This window comes from Enterobacter sp. PL_is511 (assembly GCF_055816065.1).
On the sequence record NZ_JBVPGP010000021.1, the window covers coordinates 353,176 to 367,285 of the forward strand.

Genomic DNA, 14,110 nt, shown 5'->3' on the forward strand with positions numbered 1-14,110 from the left:
GCTTTATTTCATCACAAAATCTGACGCTAACGATCTGCTTCGCAAAATAATTTCACTCATTTACCCTCCGTTTACCTCCGCTTACGCGTTTAGCCATTGCAACAGCCTATAAAAAAAACGTGCGATAAATCGCATTCGAGTGCTATTCTGACCCAACACTGTTTAGTAAATTAAACAACAATCATGAACACAACACCTGAACTTCATTGTGATGTACTGATCATCGGCAGCGGCGCTGCCGGTCTCTCTCTGGCGCTGCGCCTGGCCGAACATCAAAACGTTATCGTTCTGAGTAAAGGACCGATAAGTGAAGGTTCCACGTTTTATGCCCAGGGTGGCATTGCCGCCGTGTTTGATGAGACAGACAGCATTGCTTCCCACGTCGATGATACGCTGATTGCCGGGGCCGGGATCGTGGATGCGCACGCCGCAGAGTTTGTCGCCAGCAATGCCCGCCATTGTGTGCAGTGGCTCATCGACCAGGGCGTCTTATTCGATACGCAGGTTCAACCCAACGGCGAAGAGAGCTACCACCTGACGCGCGAAGGCGGCCATAGCCACCGCCGCATCCTGCACGCAGCGGATGCCACCGGTAAAGAAGTGGAGACCACGCTGGTCGGCAAGGCGCTGAGCCATCCTAATATTCGGGTGCTTGAACGAAGTAACGCCGTTGACCTGATTATCTCCGACAAGATTGGCCTGCCGGGGACGCGTCGCGTGGTGGGCGCCTGGGTCTGGAACCGCAATAAAGAGAAGGTGGAAACCTGCCAGGCGAAGGCCGTGGTGCTGGCCACGGGCGGCGCCTCTAAAGTGTATCAGTACACCACGAACCCGGACATTGCCTCCGGAGACGGTATCGCGATGGCCTGGCGCGCCGGCTGCCGGGTGGCGAACCTCGAGTTTAATCAGTTTCACCCAACCGCCCTGTTCCACCCTCAGGCGCGCAACTTCCTGCTGACGGAAGCCCTGCGCGGTGAAGGTGCTTATCTGAAACGCCCTGACGGCTCCCGCTTTATGCCGGACTTTGACGCCCGGGGTGAACTGGCCCCGCGCGATATCGTTGCCCGCGCCATCGATCATGAAATGAAGCGTCTTGGCGTGGACTGCATGTATCTCGATATCAGCCATAAGCCAGCAGAGTTCATTCGTCAGCATTTCCCGATGATCTACGAAAAGCTGCTCAATCTTGGCATTGATTTAACGCGCGATCCGGTGCCGATTGTGCCGGCGGCCCACTATACCTGCGGTGGGGTCATGGTTGACGATCATGGTCGTACCGATGTGGATGGTCTGTATGCTATCGGTGAGGTCAGCTATACCGGGCTACACGGCGCGAACCGTATGGCCTCTAACTCACTGCTTGAGTGCCTGGTGTACGGCTGGTCAGCAGCGGAAGACATCGCGAAGCGCATGCCTTATGCCCGTGAAACAGAGCATCTGCCTGCCTGGGATGAAAGTCGGGTGGATAATCCGGACGAGCTGGTCGTGATCCAGCATAACTGGCATGAGCTACGGCTGTTTATGTGGGACTACGTGGGGATTGTGCGCACCACGAAACGCCTGGAGCGCGCCTTGCGCCGCATCACCATGCTGCAGCAGGAAATTGATGAGTATTATGCCAATTTCCGCGTATCCAATAACCTGCTGGAGCTGCGCAATCTGGTGCAGGTTGCCGAGCTGATCGTTCGCTGCGCGATGATGCGTAAAGAGAGCCGTGGACTGCACTATACGCTGGACTACCCGGATCAGCTTGCTGTATCCGGCCCCTCGATCCTCGCCCCTCAGGTTTACATAAACAGATAAAACGCCTGGGTCAGAGCAGTGTAATCTTCGGAATAACGCTGGTCTGGCCCACGGATCACCATTCGGTCATTAAAGCATTCACCCTCTTTTGGCGAGAGCGCCAGCAGCACGCGGTGCGGCAGTCGTCCTTCCGTATCCGAAATATCGGTACGCAGACGTAACGTCCAGCCGATCTCCTGCGCGATACCGATGAACGTGTTGCCGGTACTCTCAGGCAGGACCACGCAGAAAAAACCTTCTTCGGAGATGAGTTCCGCCGCACTGGTGAGCAGCGCTTTATGATCGAGGGAGCCGGTATAACGCGCCTGTTCACGCTCGGGTGTCCCACACTCAACGCCGGGCTCGTAGTAGGGAGGGTTACTGACGATCAGATCGTAACGCGCGGTTTGTTCAGGTGCCCAGGCCAGCACATCTGCGCATTCCACCTTCATTCGGGCTGCCCAGGGAGATTCGGCCATATTGTCACTCGCCTGCTCTGCGGCCTGAGCATCCAGTTCGACGGCATCGATGGTGACATGTTCTTCCGTACGCTGCGCCAGCATCAACGCCACCAGCCCGCTGCCGGTACCGATATCAAGAATACGCTTAACACCTGCGACAGGCGCCCACGCTCCCAGTAAAATACCGTCTGTACCGACTTTCATGGCACAGCGATCGTGAGCGACAAAAAATTGTTTAAACGTAAAACCATCGCGGCGCAGCTGCGCTTTGAGTTGAGACATGTCAGGGCAACCTTCTAAGTGAAACTGGAGTAGCATAGGGGAAAGCGAAGTGGCCGAAAAGCGATATCCATACAAACAGATGAAGATTACAGCCGTAACGTCTATAATCAGCGCCCCACACAGAGGTAGAACATGACTGTAACGACTTTTTCCGAACTTGAACTCGATGAAAGCCTGCTCAATGCACTTGAGAGCAAAGGCTTTACACGCCCGACCGCCATTCAGGCAGCGGCCATTCCGCCTGCGCTTGAGGGCCGCGATGTGCTCGGTTCTGCGCCAACCGGCACGGGGAAGACAGCAGCCTATTTGCTGCCTGTGTTGCAGCATCTGCTCGACTTTCCACGTAAAAAATCTGGCCCGCCGCGTATTTTAATCCTGACGCCTACGCGCGAACTGGCCATGCAGGTTGCCGATCATGCGCGTGAACTCGCGGCAAATACTCATCTGGATATCGCGACCATCACCGGCGGCGTTGCGTATATGAACCACGCCGAAGTGTTCAGCGAAAACCAGGACATCGTCGTTGCGACGACGGGCCGCCTGCTGCAGTACATTAAAGAAGAGAACTTCGACTGCCGCGCGGTTGAAACGCTGATCCTCGACGAAGCCGACCGTATGCTGGACATGGGCTTCGCACAGGATATCGAGCACATTGCCGGGGAAACGCGCTGGCGTAACCAGACGATGCTGTTCTCTGCCACCCTCGAAGGGGAAGCGATTAAAGACTTCGCAGAGCGTCTGCTGGAAGATCCGGTGGAAGTGTCGGCGACGCCGTCCACCCGTGAGCGTAAGAAGATCCACCAGTGGTACTACCGCGCGGACAACCTTGAGCACAAGGTCGAATTGCTCAAACACCTGCTGAAGCAGGAAGATGCGCTGCGCACAATCGTGTTTGTCCGTAAGCGCGAGCGCGTGCATGAGCTGGCAGAAATGCTACGTAACGCCGGGATCAACAACTGCTATCTCGAAGGCGAGATGGCGCAGATCAAGCGTACCGAAGGCATTAAGCGCCTGACCGATGGCCGCGTTAACGTGCTGGTTGCCACAGACGTGGCCGCTCGCGGGATCGACATTCCGGACGTCAGCCACGTCATTAACTTCGATATGCCGCGCAGCGGCGATACCTATCTGCACCGTATTGGCCGTACCGGCCGCGCGGGTCGCAAAGGGATTGCGATTTCACTGGTTGAAGCGCATGACTACCTGCTGCTGCAGAAAATTGGCCGCTATGTTGACGAGCCGCTGAAAGCGCGCGTTATTGACGGCTTGCGCCCAACCACACGTGCGCCGAGTGAAAAAATGACGGGTAAACCGTCCAAGAAAGCGCTCGCGAAACGTGCTGAGAGAAAAGAGAAAGAAAAAGAGAAACCGCGCGTGAAGCAGCGCCACCGCGATACCAAAAATATTGGTAAGCGCCGTAAGCCAAGCTCTGCCGCACCAGAGACGAAAACTGAAGAGTAAAAAAAGCCGGGGAAATCCCCGGCTTTTTTATTCCCCCTGCTGAAGCCGTTACAGGCTTTCAGTAAAGGTACGGGCGATAACGTCGCGCTGCTGTTCTGGAGTCAGTGAGTTAAAGCGAACCGCATAGCCGGACACGCGGATAGTCAGCTGCGGGTATTTTTCAGGGTGCTCAACCGCGTCCATCAGCGTTTCGCGGCGCAGTACGTTTACGTTCAGGTGCTGACCACCTTCCACGCGCACTTCCGGTTTCACTTCCATTGGAATTTCACGGTACTCGATTTCGCCCAGTTTGCTCACCGGCACGATTTCATCTTCAGCAAAACCCGCTTTCGCAACGACACAGCGCGCTTCGTTTTTCTCGCTGTCCAGCAGCCAGAAAGAATTGAGCAGATCGTCATTTGCAGCTTTAGTAATCTGGATACCTGTAATCATGTGTTGCCTCCCTAGGCTACATTAACTGATGTCGGCCTCTCGCGGCCAATTGGTAAAACCATTGTTTCTTGTGTGTATATATATCATTCACACCCCGGTGATTTATTGATTTAAATCAACAAAAACACCAACCACATAAAGAGTGTGGTTTGAATTTATTGTTTTAGATCAATTTCACAGCTTTACCAATTCAACTTGTACTGCATCTTTTCAAAATAAATTTAGCCACTTAGTGCACATTTCAGCGTGTAATTTTGCTCACCGGGGTTAAACAGGTAAGCTAGTCACAGATTGAGATTCGCAGGAGAGCGAGATGACAACACCTTTAACCTGGCATGACGTGCTGGCAGAAGAAAAGCAGCAGCCTTATTTTATCAATACGCTCAGCACCGTTGCCGCTGAGCGTCAGTCCGGACAGACGATTTACCCGCCGCAGAAAGATGTGTTCAACGCCTTTCGCTACACCGAATTGAGCGATGTGAAAGTGGTCATTCTGGGCCAGGATCCCTATCACGGCCCGGGCCAGGCGCATGGGCTGGCGTTTTCCGTCCGTCCGGGCGTGGCTATCCCCCCTTCTCTGCTCAACATGTATAAAGAGCTTGAGGGAACCGTGCCCGGTTTTACCCGGCCAAACCACGGCTACCTGGAAAGCTGGGCGCGTCAGGGCGTGCTGTTACTGAATACGGTGCTTACCGTACGGGCGGGCCAGGCGCACTCGCACGCCAGCCTTGGGTGGGAGACCTTTACCGATAAAGTCATCAGCCTTATCAACGAGCATCGTGAAGGGGTTGTGTTTTTACTCTGGGGATCGCATGCGCAGAAGAAAGGGGCGATTATCGATCGTCAACGGCATCACGTGTTGAAAGCACCGCACCCGTCACCGCTGTCTGCACATCGCGGTTTCTTTGGCAGTAATCATTTTGTTCTGGCGAATGAATGGCTGGAAAAACGTGGCGAAACGCCGATTGACTGGATGCCTGTGTTACCGGCAGAGAGCGAGTAGTATTTGAATGTGCCGGGTCAGACCCGGCACATTAAGAGGCTTACGCTTTGTTCTGACGCCACCACTCGGCCAGCAGCACGCCGGTCGCAACGGATACGTTCAGACTTTCCACGTTGCCTGTTCCGTCGATAGAGACGCTCAGATCCGCACTCGAGAGCGCCGCGTCAGACAGACCATCACGTTCCTGACCTAATACCAGCACCATTTTACGCGGCAGCGTCGCTTTAAACAGCGGCGTACCGGCATGGCTCGAGGTGGTCACGATGGAATAACCCGCTTTACGGAACTGCTCAAGAGCATCCAGCACGCTGTCGCCGGTGATCGGCTGTACGTGCTCGGCTCCGCCTTCCGCAGTACGGATCGCGGCACCGGATTCCAGCAGCGCGGCATCCTGCAACAGCACGCCTTTCACGCCAAAGTGCGCGCAGCTACGCATCATTGCGCCCAGGTTGTGCGGGTTACCTACATCTTCCAGCGCCAGCACGCAGTCATCGGCATCCGCCTGGCTGACCCACTGCTGCACGGTCGTGCCGTTACGTTTTTTGATCAGGAAGCAGACGCCGCCGTGGTGTTCAGTACCGGAGGCTTTGGTCAGCTCGGCATCATCCACGACGTGGTAGGCTTTACGGTTCGCGGCCATCCAGCGCAGCGCTTCTTTAAAGCGCGGAGTCACGCTCTGGATGAACCAGGCGCGGACGATACACTCAGGACGGCTCTGGAACAGCGCCTGGCAAGCGTTCTCGCCGTACACGCGGGTCTCTTCCGCACGCTGACGGCGCAGCACTTCCGGATCGATAAAGCTTTTACCGCTAATACCGCCGTGATCGGCTTTTTCCGGCGTCTCATCGCCAGGGGCGCGAGAAACAGTGCGCCACGGGGAGCCGTTATCACGCGAGAAGTCATCACGCGGACGATCGTCGCGTGGACGGTCACTACGTGGGCGGTCGGAACGCGGACGGTCATCGCGTTTGCGATCGTCACGTTTGCGGTCATCACCGCGGGAATTTCTGTCATCGCGGGCGGGGCGACGGCCACCGTCTGCACGAGAAGACGCCGGACGCCCGCCACCTTTTCCGGTACGCGGATTTTGGGTGCGTTTATCAGAGTCATCATCACTGCGGACATACATCACTTTGACCTTGCCGCTTTTGTTTTTCATTTCGTCGTTCATGCTTTTCTCCACCAGCGCTGCGCGAAGCGCGCAGATTACCCGATGTGCCAGCGCATAGCCATAATTTCGTACAAAAGCCTGTGACTATTGTTCTCATTGAATAAAACGCATTGTTGTTTCAAACAGGCTCATTGATAATATGTAACATATTAGAAACATTATCGGCGTTCTGCCGCTGTCCCACGGCTCTATCAGAGGTTAGTTATGAATACCGTATGTGCCAACTGTCAGGCTCTTAACCGCATTCCGGACGATCGGATGGAAGATGGTGCGAAATGCGGACGTTGTGGCCATGAATTATTTGATGGCGAGGTCATTAATGCGACGGGTGCTACGCTGGACAAACTCCTCAAGGACGATCTTCCTGTCGTGATCGATTTCTGGGCGCCATGGTGCGGCCCATGCCGTAGCTTCGCGCCGATCTTCGAAGACGTGGCCGAAGAGCGCAGCGGAAAAATACGCTTCGTGAAGGTCAATACCGAAGCCGAACCCGAACTGAGCGCCCGTTTTCGTATTCGCAGCATCCCGACCATCATGATTTTCAAAAATGGTGAAGTGATCGATATGCTTAACGGTGCGGTTCCAAAAGCACCTTTTGAAAGCTGGTTAAACGAGTCGCTGTAACATTCACGGGGCACATCTTGTGCCCCGCTCCCGCCTCTGCGAAAATAGGGTTTTTCCTGCATTTCGCCCATGACTGATAACGCTGTTCTTCAATTACGCGCCGAACGCCTTGCGCGCGCTACCCGACCGTTCCTCGCCCGAGGCAACCGTATTCGCCGCTGTCAGCGCTGCCTGCTGCCGCTGAAGGTTTGTCTGTGCGAGACGCTGGCCCCGAGTACGGCGGAGAGTCGTTTTTGTCTGGTCATGTTCGATACCGAGCCGATGAAACCCAGCAATACGGGGCGTCTTATCGCCGATATTCTGCCGGATACCGCCGCGTTTCAGTGGTCCCGTACGGAGCCGCCTCAGGCCCTGCTCGATTTAGTGGCAAGCAAGGACTATCAGCCGATGGTCGTTTTCCCCGCGTCATACGCAGGTGCGGATCGCCAGGTGCTTTCAGTGCCGCCATCCGGTAAACCACCGCTGTTTATTATGCTGGACGGCACCTGGACCGAAGCGCGAAAAATGTTTCGCAAAAGCCCGTATCTCGACGCACTGCCGGTGATTTCTGTCGATCTTTCCCGCGTCTCCGCCTACCGCCTGCGTGAAGCGCATGCTGACGGGCAATACTGCACCGCCGAAGTTGCCATTGCGCTTCTGGATTTGGCAGGTGATACGGCTGCAGCTGGGGCTCTTGGCAACCATTTCTCATGCTTCCGGGAGCGCTATCTGGCGGGAAAAACCGTTCATAAGGGCAGCGTCACAGCACTCGAGCCAGAAAGCGTTTAAAATCATCAGGTCGCTTGCATTCACAGGAGGCCTGCATGAGCCAGCGAGGGTTAGAAGCGCTACTTCGTCCTAAATCCATTGCCGTCATTGGCGCATCAATGAAACCGGATCGTGCTGGCTATCTGATGATGCGTAACCTGCTGGCCGGGGGGTTTAATGGCCCCGTCATGCCCGTCACGCCGGCGTATAAGGCGGTTCAGGGAGTGCTTGCATGGCCCGATGTACGGAGCCTGCCTTTCGTACCGGATCTTGCCGTACTGTGTACAAACGCGAAGCGTAATCCGGAACTGCTGGAATCGCTCGGCAAGAAAGGCTGTAAAACCTGTATTATTCTCTCGTCTCCGCCTGAACAGAAAGCCGAGCTTCTGGCCTGCGCCAGCCGCTATCAAATGCGTATTCTTGGGCCAAACAGTCTTGGACTGCTCGCCCCCTGGCAGGGGCTGAACGCCAGTTTCTCTCCGGTTCCGATCCGCAAAGGCAAACTCGCGTTTATCTCGCAGTCGGCTGCGGTATCGAACACCATCCTTGACTGGGCGCAGCAGCGCGAAATGGGATTCTCCTACTTCATTGCCCTTGGCGACAGTCTGGACATCGACGTTGATGAGCTCCTGGATTTTCTGGCGCGCGACGGTAAAACCAGTGCGATCCTGCTTTATCTTGAGCACCTCAGCGACGCGCGTCGTTTTGTCTCGGCTTCGCGAAGCGCGTCGCGCAATAAGCCGATCCTGGTGATCAAAAGCGGACGCAGCCCTGCGGCACAGCGTCTGCTGCATTCGCATTCCGGCATGGATCCCGCCTGGGACGCCGCCATCCAGCGTGCGGGGCTGCTGCGGGTACAGGATACGCACGAGCTTTTTTCCGCCGTTGAGACCTTAAGCCATATGCGCCCGTTGCGCGGCGAGAAGTTAATGATTGTCAGTAACGGTGCAGCCCCTGCGGCACTCGCCCTGGATGAGCTGTGGCGGCGCTTCGGCAAGCTGGCAACGCTGAGTGAAGAGACGCTGCAGCGCCTGAAAGACGCGCTTCCGACCAGCGTGACGCCCGGCAATCCGCTTGATTTGCGCGATGATGCCAGCAGCGAGCGCTATATCAAGGCAATTTCCATTTTGCTGGATAGCCAGGATTTCGATGCGCTGATGATTATCCACTCCCCCAGCGCGGTCGCGCCTGGCAGCGAAAGCGCGCGCGCGCTCATTGACGCCGTGCACAATCATCCGCGAGGCAAATATGTCACCCTGCTGACCAACTGGTGCGGCGAGTTTTCTTCGCAGGAGGCGCGGCGCTTGTTCAGCGAGGCCGGGCTGCCAACCTACCGTACGCCGGAAGGCACCATCACCGCCTTTATGCATATGGTGGAATATCGCCGCAACCAGAAACAGCTGCGTGAGACGCCGGCTTTGCCCGGGAATCTGACGGCGAACACCGTCGACGTTCACCGGCTTTTGCAGCAAGCCATTGAAGAAGGCGCGACGTCGCTGGATACGCATGAGGTCCAGCCCATTCTGGGCAGCTACGGGATGCAAACCCTGCCGACCTGGATCGCCAGCGACAGCGCTGAGGCCGTGCATATTGCCGAGCAAATTGGCTATCCGGTTGCCCTGAAGCTGCGCTCTCCGGATATCCCGCATAAGTCTGATGTGCAGGGGGTGATGTTATACCTGCGAACGGCGACTGAGGTGCAGCAGGCCGCCGATGCCATTTTCGATCGGGTCAAAATGGCCTGGCCGCAGGCAAGGATCCACGGATTGCTGGTGCAAAGCATGGCCAACCGCGCAGGCGCTCAGGAATTACGGGTGGTAGTCGAACACGATCCCGTCTTCGGCCCGCTCATCATGCTGGGAGAAGGTGGCGTGGAGTGGCGTCCGGAGGAGCAGGCCGTGGTCGCATTACCGCCGCTGAACATGAACCTGGCGCGTTATCTGATCATCCAGGCGATTAAAAGTAAAAAGGTCCGTGGCCGGAGCGCGCTGCGTCCACTTGATATTGCCGGGCTAAGTCAGTTCCTGGTGCAGGTGTCTAACCTGATTGTGGATTGTGCCGAGATCCAGCGGCTGGACATTCATCCGCTGCTCGCCTCCGGCAATGAGTTTACGGCGCTGGACGTAACCCTGGATATCGCGCCCTTCGAAGGAGACAGAGAGAGCCGTCTGGCGATCCGCCCGTATCCCCTGCAGCTGGAGGAGTGGGTTGAGATGAAGAATGGGGAACGCGCCTTGTTCCGCCCTATCCTGCCGGAAGATGAGCCCCAGTTGCGGGCTTTTATCTCTCAGGTCACGAAAGAGGATCTTTACTATCGCTATTTTAGCGAAATCAACGAATTTACCCACGATGATTTAGCCAATATGACCCAGATCGACTACGATCGAGAAATGGCGTTTGTTGCCGTTCGCCGCTCCGAAAAGGGAGATGAGATCCTCGGCGTCACGCGTGCGATTTCTGACCCGGATAACGTCGATGCGGAGTTTGCGGTGCTGGTGCGCTCCGATCTTAAAGGCCTGGGTCTGGGAAGACGGCTGCTGGAAAAACTCATCAGTTATACGCGAGATCACGGATTGTTACGCCTCAATGGCATTACTATGCCTAACAATCGCGGTATGGTGACCCTGGCGCGAAAACTTGGGTTTGACGTTGATATTCAGCTGGACGAAGGTATTGTGGCTTTGTCCCTCAGTCTGACATCAGCAGACAAACGCGAGTAAGCTACTGGAAATGTTACCCACTTTGGACGGGACTGGTGGTATCATTGTCCGCTTATGTTGTTTGCATGGTACAGACAACCCTTCAATGAACAGAGAAGAAACGCACTGTGATGTTGTCAAAATTTAAGCGTAATAAACATCAACAACACCTTGCTCAACTACCGAAGATTTCTCAGTCAGTTGATGATGTAGAGTTCTTTTACGCTCCCGCTCATTTTCGGGAGACGCTTCTGGAAAAGATTGCCAGCGCCACGCGACGCATTTGCATTGTGGCGCTTTATCTTGAACAGGATGAAGGCGGGCGCGCGATCCTGAACGCGCTCTATGAAGCCAAACGTCAGCGGCCGGAACTTGATGTTCGCGTACTGGTAGACTGGCATCGCGCTCAGCGTGGCCGTATTGGCGCTGCCGCGTCAAACACCAATGCCGACTGGTATTGCCGCACGGCGCAGGAAAATCCTGGCGTTGATGTGCCTGTTTATGGCGTCCCGGTGAATACCCGTGAAGCACTCGGCGTTCTTCATTTTAAGGGGTTTATCATTGATGACAGCGTGCTTTACAGTGGCGCAAGTCTGAATGATGTTTACCTTCATCAGCTCGATAAATATCGCTACGACCGCTACCATCTGATCCGTAATCCGCAGATGGCCGATATCATGTTCAACTGGGTTGATAAAAATCTGGTCCATGGCCGCGGCGTTAATCGCCTTGACGATCCCGAGCGCCCTAAAAGCCCGGAAATCAAAAATGATGTTCGCGCCTTCCGCCAGGAGCTGCGTGATGCGGTCTATCATTTCCAGGGTGATGCGAACAACGAAGAGTTATCCGTTACCCCGCTGGTCGGGCTCGGCAAATCAAGCCTGCTGAACAAAACGATTTTCCATCTGATGCCGTGCGCGGAGCAGAAACTCACCATCTGTACGCCGTACTTCAACCTTCCTGCCGTGCTGGTGCGTAATATCATTCAGCTGCTACGCGACGGTAAAAAAGTGGAAATCATCGTGGGTGATAAAACGGCAAACGACTTCTTCATTCCTGAAGATCAGCCGTTCAAAATCATCGGTGCGCTGCCTTATCTCTATGAGATTAACCTGCGCCGTTTCCTGAGCCGTTTACAGTATTACGTCAACACTGACCAGCTGGTTGTGCGTCTCTGGAAAGACGAAGATAACACTTACCATCTGAAAGGAATGTGGGTCGACGATGAGTGGATGCTGCTGACCGGTAACAACCTGAACCCACGCGCGTGGCGACTGGATCTGGAAAACGCTATCCTGATCCATGACCCGCAGCATGAGTTAGCCGCAAAACGTGAGCGTGAGCTGGAGCTGATTCGCACCCACACGACAGTGGTTAATCATTACCGAGAACTGCAGAGCATTGCCGATTACCCGGTGAAAGTCCGCAAGCTTATCCGCCGCTTACGTCGTATCCGTATCGACCGACTTATCAGCCGCATTCTGTAATATCCAGGCCCTGCCACCCGCAGGGCTTTTTTATGGAGCCCGTTGATGCGTATTCCTCTGTTACTGAGCGTCTTCTTCCTGAGTGGCTGTAGCCATATGGCCAACGATAACTGGTCCGGACAGGATAAAGCACAGCATTTCCTCGCTTCTGCGATGTTGTCCGCAGCCGGTAATGAATATGCGCAGCATCAGGGATACAGCCGGGATCGTAGCGCGGCGATAGGGCTGATGTTCTCAGTGGGTCTTGGGGCATCAAAAGAACTGTGGGATAGCCGCCCCGCAGGGAGCGGCTGGAGCTGGAAAGATTTCGCCTGGGATGTCGCCGGCGCAACGACCGGCTATGCCGTGTGGCAGATGGCGCGCTATTAAAGTCGAATACCTTTCCCTTTGCGATGCAGCATCAGGGAAACAACAAATGCCAGTGCGCCCATTATCGTTACGTACCAGAAGAATGTCGTTTCACTTCCCCATGATTTAAGCGACAACGCAACGTACTCCGCCGATCCGCCAAATAGCGCATTAGCCACCGCATAAGAGAGCCCTACCCCTAAAGCACGTACCTGCGCCGGGAACATTTCAGCTTTCAGTATCCCGCTGATAGAGGTATAGAAACTGACAATCACCATCGCCAGCATCACCAGTGCAAACGCGGCATAGGGCGAAGTCACATGCTGAAGGGCAGACAGAATAGGTACGGTACATAATGCCGACAGCCCGCCAAAAATCAGCATCGACGTACGTCGACCGATTTTATCCGAGAGCGCACCGATAACGGGTTGTATGAGCATAAAGACAAACAGCGCAACGGTCATGACTACGCTGGCGACATTTGCGTGCATGCCGGTAGTGTTCACCAGGTACTTCTGCATATAGGTGGTGAACGTGTAGAAACTGAGAGAGCCGCCCGCCGTAAAGCCAAGCACCATAAGGAAAGCTTTGCGGTTACGCCATAACCCTTTGAATGTTCCCGCCTCCTTCAGCATCCTGACCTCTTTCTGAGAGGTTTCATCTAGCTGACGGCGTAGCCAAAGTGCAACGACCGCCAGTACAGCGCCCATTGCGAAAGGAATTCGCCATCCCCAGGCATGAAGTTGTTCGTCCGTCAGAATCTGCTGCAGGATCACCACCACAAGAATGGCCAGCAGTTGACCGCCAATCAGCGTGACGTACTGGAATGAGGCGTAAAAACCTTTACGGCCCTCGAGGGCAATCTCACTCATGTAGGTCGCACTGGTACCGTATTCACCGCCCACCGATAATCCCTGGAATAAGCGGGCCAGCAAAAGTAGCGCCGGTGCCCAGGTACCAATCGATGCATATCCCGGTAAGCAGGCGATCACCAGCGAGCCAAAGCACATCATGCACACCGAGATCAGCATAGAGGCCTTACGCCCGCGACGATCCGCAATACGGCCGAACAGCCATCCCCCGATGGGTCGCATCAAGAAGCCTGCGGCGAAGACTCCTGCCGTTTGTAGCAGCTGCGTGGTGGTGTTGCCGGAGGGGAAGAAAATATGTGCAAAGTAGAGTGAACAGAATGAGTAGACGTAAAAGTCGAACCATTCAACCAGATTCCCTGAAGAGGCGCTGATGATTGCCCATACCCTTCTTCGGGTATCACTGTGAGCCAGCGTCCCGTTTGATGTCATGCTTTCTGTCATTGTGATTATGCTCCTGCCATAAACTGCGGCGTATTGAGCCAGGAGACTCAATAACCTCGTAAATGAAATGTTATAATTTTGTTATAAACCACATTGAGACAGAGATCACACATTCCATTAGCAGGATAAGGGATTAAGACAAAAGCCAGAGTGGGAAAGACAAAAGCAAAAAACCCCGCACCTTACGGTACGGGGTTCTTCTTAATTGATGCCTGGCAGTTCCCTACTCTCACATGGGGAGACCCCACACTACCATCGGCGCTACGGCGTTTCACTTCTGAGTTCGGCATGGGGTCAGGT

12 protein-coding genes and 1 rRNA gene are annotated in these 14,110 nt (G+C 55.0%); 8 read left to right on the forward strand and 5 right to left on the reverse strand.

Going from position 1 to position 14,110, the window contains the following annotated elements:
- The first annotated feature begins 183 nt into the window (after nucleotides 1–183).
- The gene (gene nadB / locus AC0TN7_RS10995) at nucleotides 184–1,803 is read left to right on the forward strand and encodes an L-aspartate oxidase (RefSeq protein ID WP_290093692.1); all 1,620 of its coding nucleotides are present in this window, start codon (nucleotides 184–186) and stop codon (nucleotides 1,801–1,803) included.
- Here the strand turns inward: nadB and trmN are convergent.
- On the reverse strand, nucleotides 1,788–2,525 hold the full coding sequence (gene trmN, locus AC0TN7_RS11000) for a tRNA(1)(Val) (adenine(37)-N(6))-methyltransferase TrmN (RefSeq protein ID WP_023344703.1): 738 nt from the start codon (nucleotides 2,523–2,525) through the stop codon (nucleotides 1,788–1,790). The two genes, nadB and trmN, sit on opposite strands and share 16 nt — an antisense overlap.
- Nucleotides 2,526–2,657: 132 nt before the next feature.
- Between trmN and srmB the strand changes: the two genes are divergently transcribed.
- Entirely contained in the window at nucleotides 2,658–3,986 is a 1,329-nt protein-coding gene (srmB, locus tag AC0TN7_RS11005; protein ID WP_023344704.1) for an ATP-dependent RNA helicase SrmB, read from the forward strand.
- Between the two features lie 48 nt (nucleotides 3,987–4,034).
- Here the strand turns inward: srmB and grcA are convergent, their stop codons facing one another.
- Nucleotides 4,035–4,418 carry an autonomous glycyl radical cofactor GrcA gene (grcA, locus tag AC0TN7_RS11010; protein ID WP_008502190.1) on the reverse strand — a complete coding sequence of 128 codons (384 nt, stop codon included), beginning with the start codon at nucleotides 4,416–4,418 and terminating at the stop codon, nucleotides 4,035–4,037.
- A 313-nt stretch (nucleotides 4,419–4,731) separates the two neighbouring features.
- On the opposite strand from grcA, the gene ung reads away from it, so the two are divergent.
- A complete protein-coding gene (gene ung, locus AC0TN7_RS11015; RefSeq protein WP_023333064.1) occupies nucleotides 4,732–5,421 on the forward strand; it encodes a uracil-DNA glycosylase in 690 nt (229 codons plus the stop codon).
- Nucleotides 5,422–5,461: 40 nt separating this feature from the next.
- Here ung and AC0TN7_RS11020 read toward each other — a convergent pair whose 3' ends face one another.
- Complete coding sequence (locus AC0TN7_RS11020) at nucleotides 5,462–6,592, reverse strand: tRNA/rRNA methyltransferase (protein ID WP_032648656.1); 1,131 nt, start codon at nucleotides 6,590–6,592, stop codon at nucleotides 5,462–5,464.
- A gap of 204 nt (nucleotides 6,593–6,796) precedes the next feature.
- Here AC0TN7_RS11020 and trxC point away from each other — a divergent pair, with 204 nt between their 5' ends.
- From trxC to AC0TN7_RS11045, 5 genes are all read left to right on the forward strand, one after another.
- On the forward strand, nucleotides 6,797–7,216 hold the full coding sequence (gene trxC / locus AC0TN7_RS11025; RefSeq protein WP_024908614.1) for a thioredoxin TrxC: 420 nt from the start codon (nucleotides 6,797–6,799) through the stop codon (nucleotides 7,214–7,216).
- 69 nt (nucleotides 7,217–7,285) lie between these two features.
- Nucleotides 7,286–7,984 carry a tRNA-uridine aminocarboxypropyltransferase gene (locus tag AC0TN7_RS11030; RefSeq protein ID WP_024908613.1) on the forward strand — a complete coding sequence of 233 codons (699 nt, stop codon included), beginning with the start codon at nucleotides 7,286–7,288 and terminating at the stop codon, nucleotides 7,982–7,984.
- 35 nt (nucleotides 7,985–8,019) lie between these two features.
- Complete coding sequence (locus tag AC0TN7_RS11035) at nucleotides 8,020–10,683, forward strand: bifunctional acetate--CoA ligase family protein/GNAT family N-acetyltransferase (protein ID WP_473702156.1); 2,664 nt, start codon at nucleotides 8,020–8,022, stop codon at nucleotides 10,681–10,683.
- A gap of 110 nt (nucleotides 10,684–10,793) precedes the next feature.
- A complete protein-coding gene (gene pssA, locus AC0TN7_RS11040) occupies nucleotides 10,794–12,149 on the forward strand; it encodes a CDP-diacylglycerol--serine O-phosphatidyltransferase (RefSeq protein ID WP_023333068.1) in 1,356 nt (451 codons plus the stop codon).
- A gap of 45 nt (nucleotides 12,150–12,194) precedes the next feature.
- Entirely contained in the window at nucleotides 12,195–12,518 is a 324-nt protein-coding gene (locus AC0TN7_RS11045; RefSeq protein ID WP_024908611.1) for a YfiM family lipoprotein, read from the forward strand.
- Here the strand turns inward: AC0TN7_RS11045 and AC0TN7_RS11050 are convergent.
- Nucleotides 12,515–13,810, reverse strand: coding sequence for an MFS transporter (locus AC0TN7_RS11050; protein WP_208763178.1), 1,296 nt, complete (start codon nucleotides 13,808–13,810; stop codon nucleotides 12,515–12,517). The genes AC0TN7_RS11045 and AC0TN7_RS11050 overlap by 4 nt on opposite strands.
- Nucleotides 13,811–14,020: 210 nt before the next feature.
- A 5S ribosomal RNA gene (gene rrf, locus AC0TN7_RS11055) occupies nucleotides 14,021–14,110 on the reverse strand; the annotation flags it as partial.

Excerpts from the sequence above, each read along its gene's own strand:
- nadB (WP_290093692.1), top strand. The coding sequence starts at position 184 with ATGAACACAACACCTGAACTTCATTGTGATGTACTGATCATCGGCAGC.
- trmN (WP_023344703.1), bottom strand. The coding sequence starts at position 2,525 with ATGTCTCAACTCAAAGCGCAGCTGCGCCGCGATGGTTTTACGTTTAAA.
- srmB (WP_023344704.1), top strand. The coding sequence starts at position 2,658 with ATGACTGTAACGACTTTTTCCGAACTTGAACTCGATGAAAGCCTGCTC.
- grcA (WP_008502190.1), bottom strand. The coding sequence starts at position 4,418 with ATGATTACAGGTATCCAGATTACTAAAGCTGCAAATGACGATCTGCTC.
- ung (WP_023333064.1), top strand. The coding sequence starts at position 4,732 with ATGACAACACCTTTAACCTGGCATGACGTGCTGGCAGAAGAAAAGCAG.
- AC0TN7_RS11020 (WP_032648656.1), bottom strand. The coding sequence starts at position 6,592 with ATGAACGACGAAATGAAAAACAAAAGCGGCAAGGTCAAAGTGATGTAT.
- trxC (WP_024908614.1), top strand. The coding sequence starts at position 6,797 with ATGAATACCGTATGTGCCAACTGTCAGGCTCTTAACCGCATTCCGGAC.
- AC0TN7_RS11030 (WP_024908613.1), top strand. The coding sequence starts at position 7,286 with ATGACTGATAACGCTGTTCTTCAATTACGCGCCGAACGCCTTGCGCGC.
- AC0TN7_RS11035 (WP_473702156.1), top strand. The coding sequence starts at position 8,020 with ATGAGCCAGCGAGGGTTAGAAGCGCTACTTCGTCCTAAATCCATTGCC.
- pssA (WP_023333068.1), top strand. The coding sequence starts at position 10,794 with ATGTTGTCAAAATTTAAGCGTAATAAACATCAACAACACCTTGCTCAA.
- AC0TN7_RS11045 (WP_024908611.1), top strand. The coding sequence starts at position 12,195 with ATGCGTATTCCTCTGTTACTGAGCGTCTTCTTCCTGAGTGGCTGTAGC.
- AC0TN7_RS11050 (WP_208763178.1), bottom strand. The coding sequence starts at position 13,810 with ATGACAGAAAGCATGACATCAAACGGGACGCTGGCTCACAGTGATACC.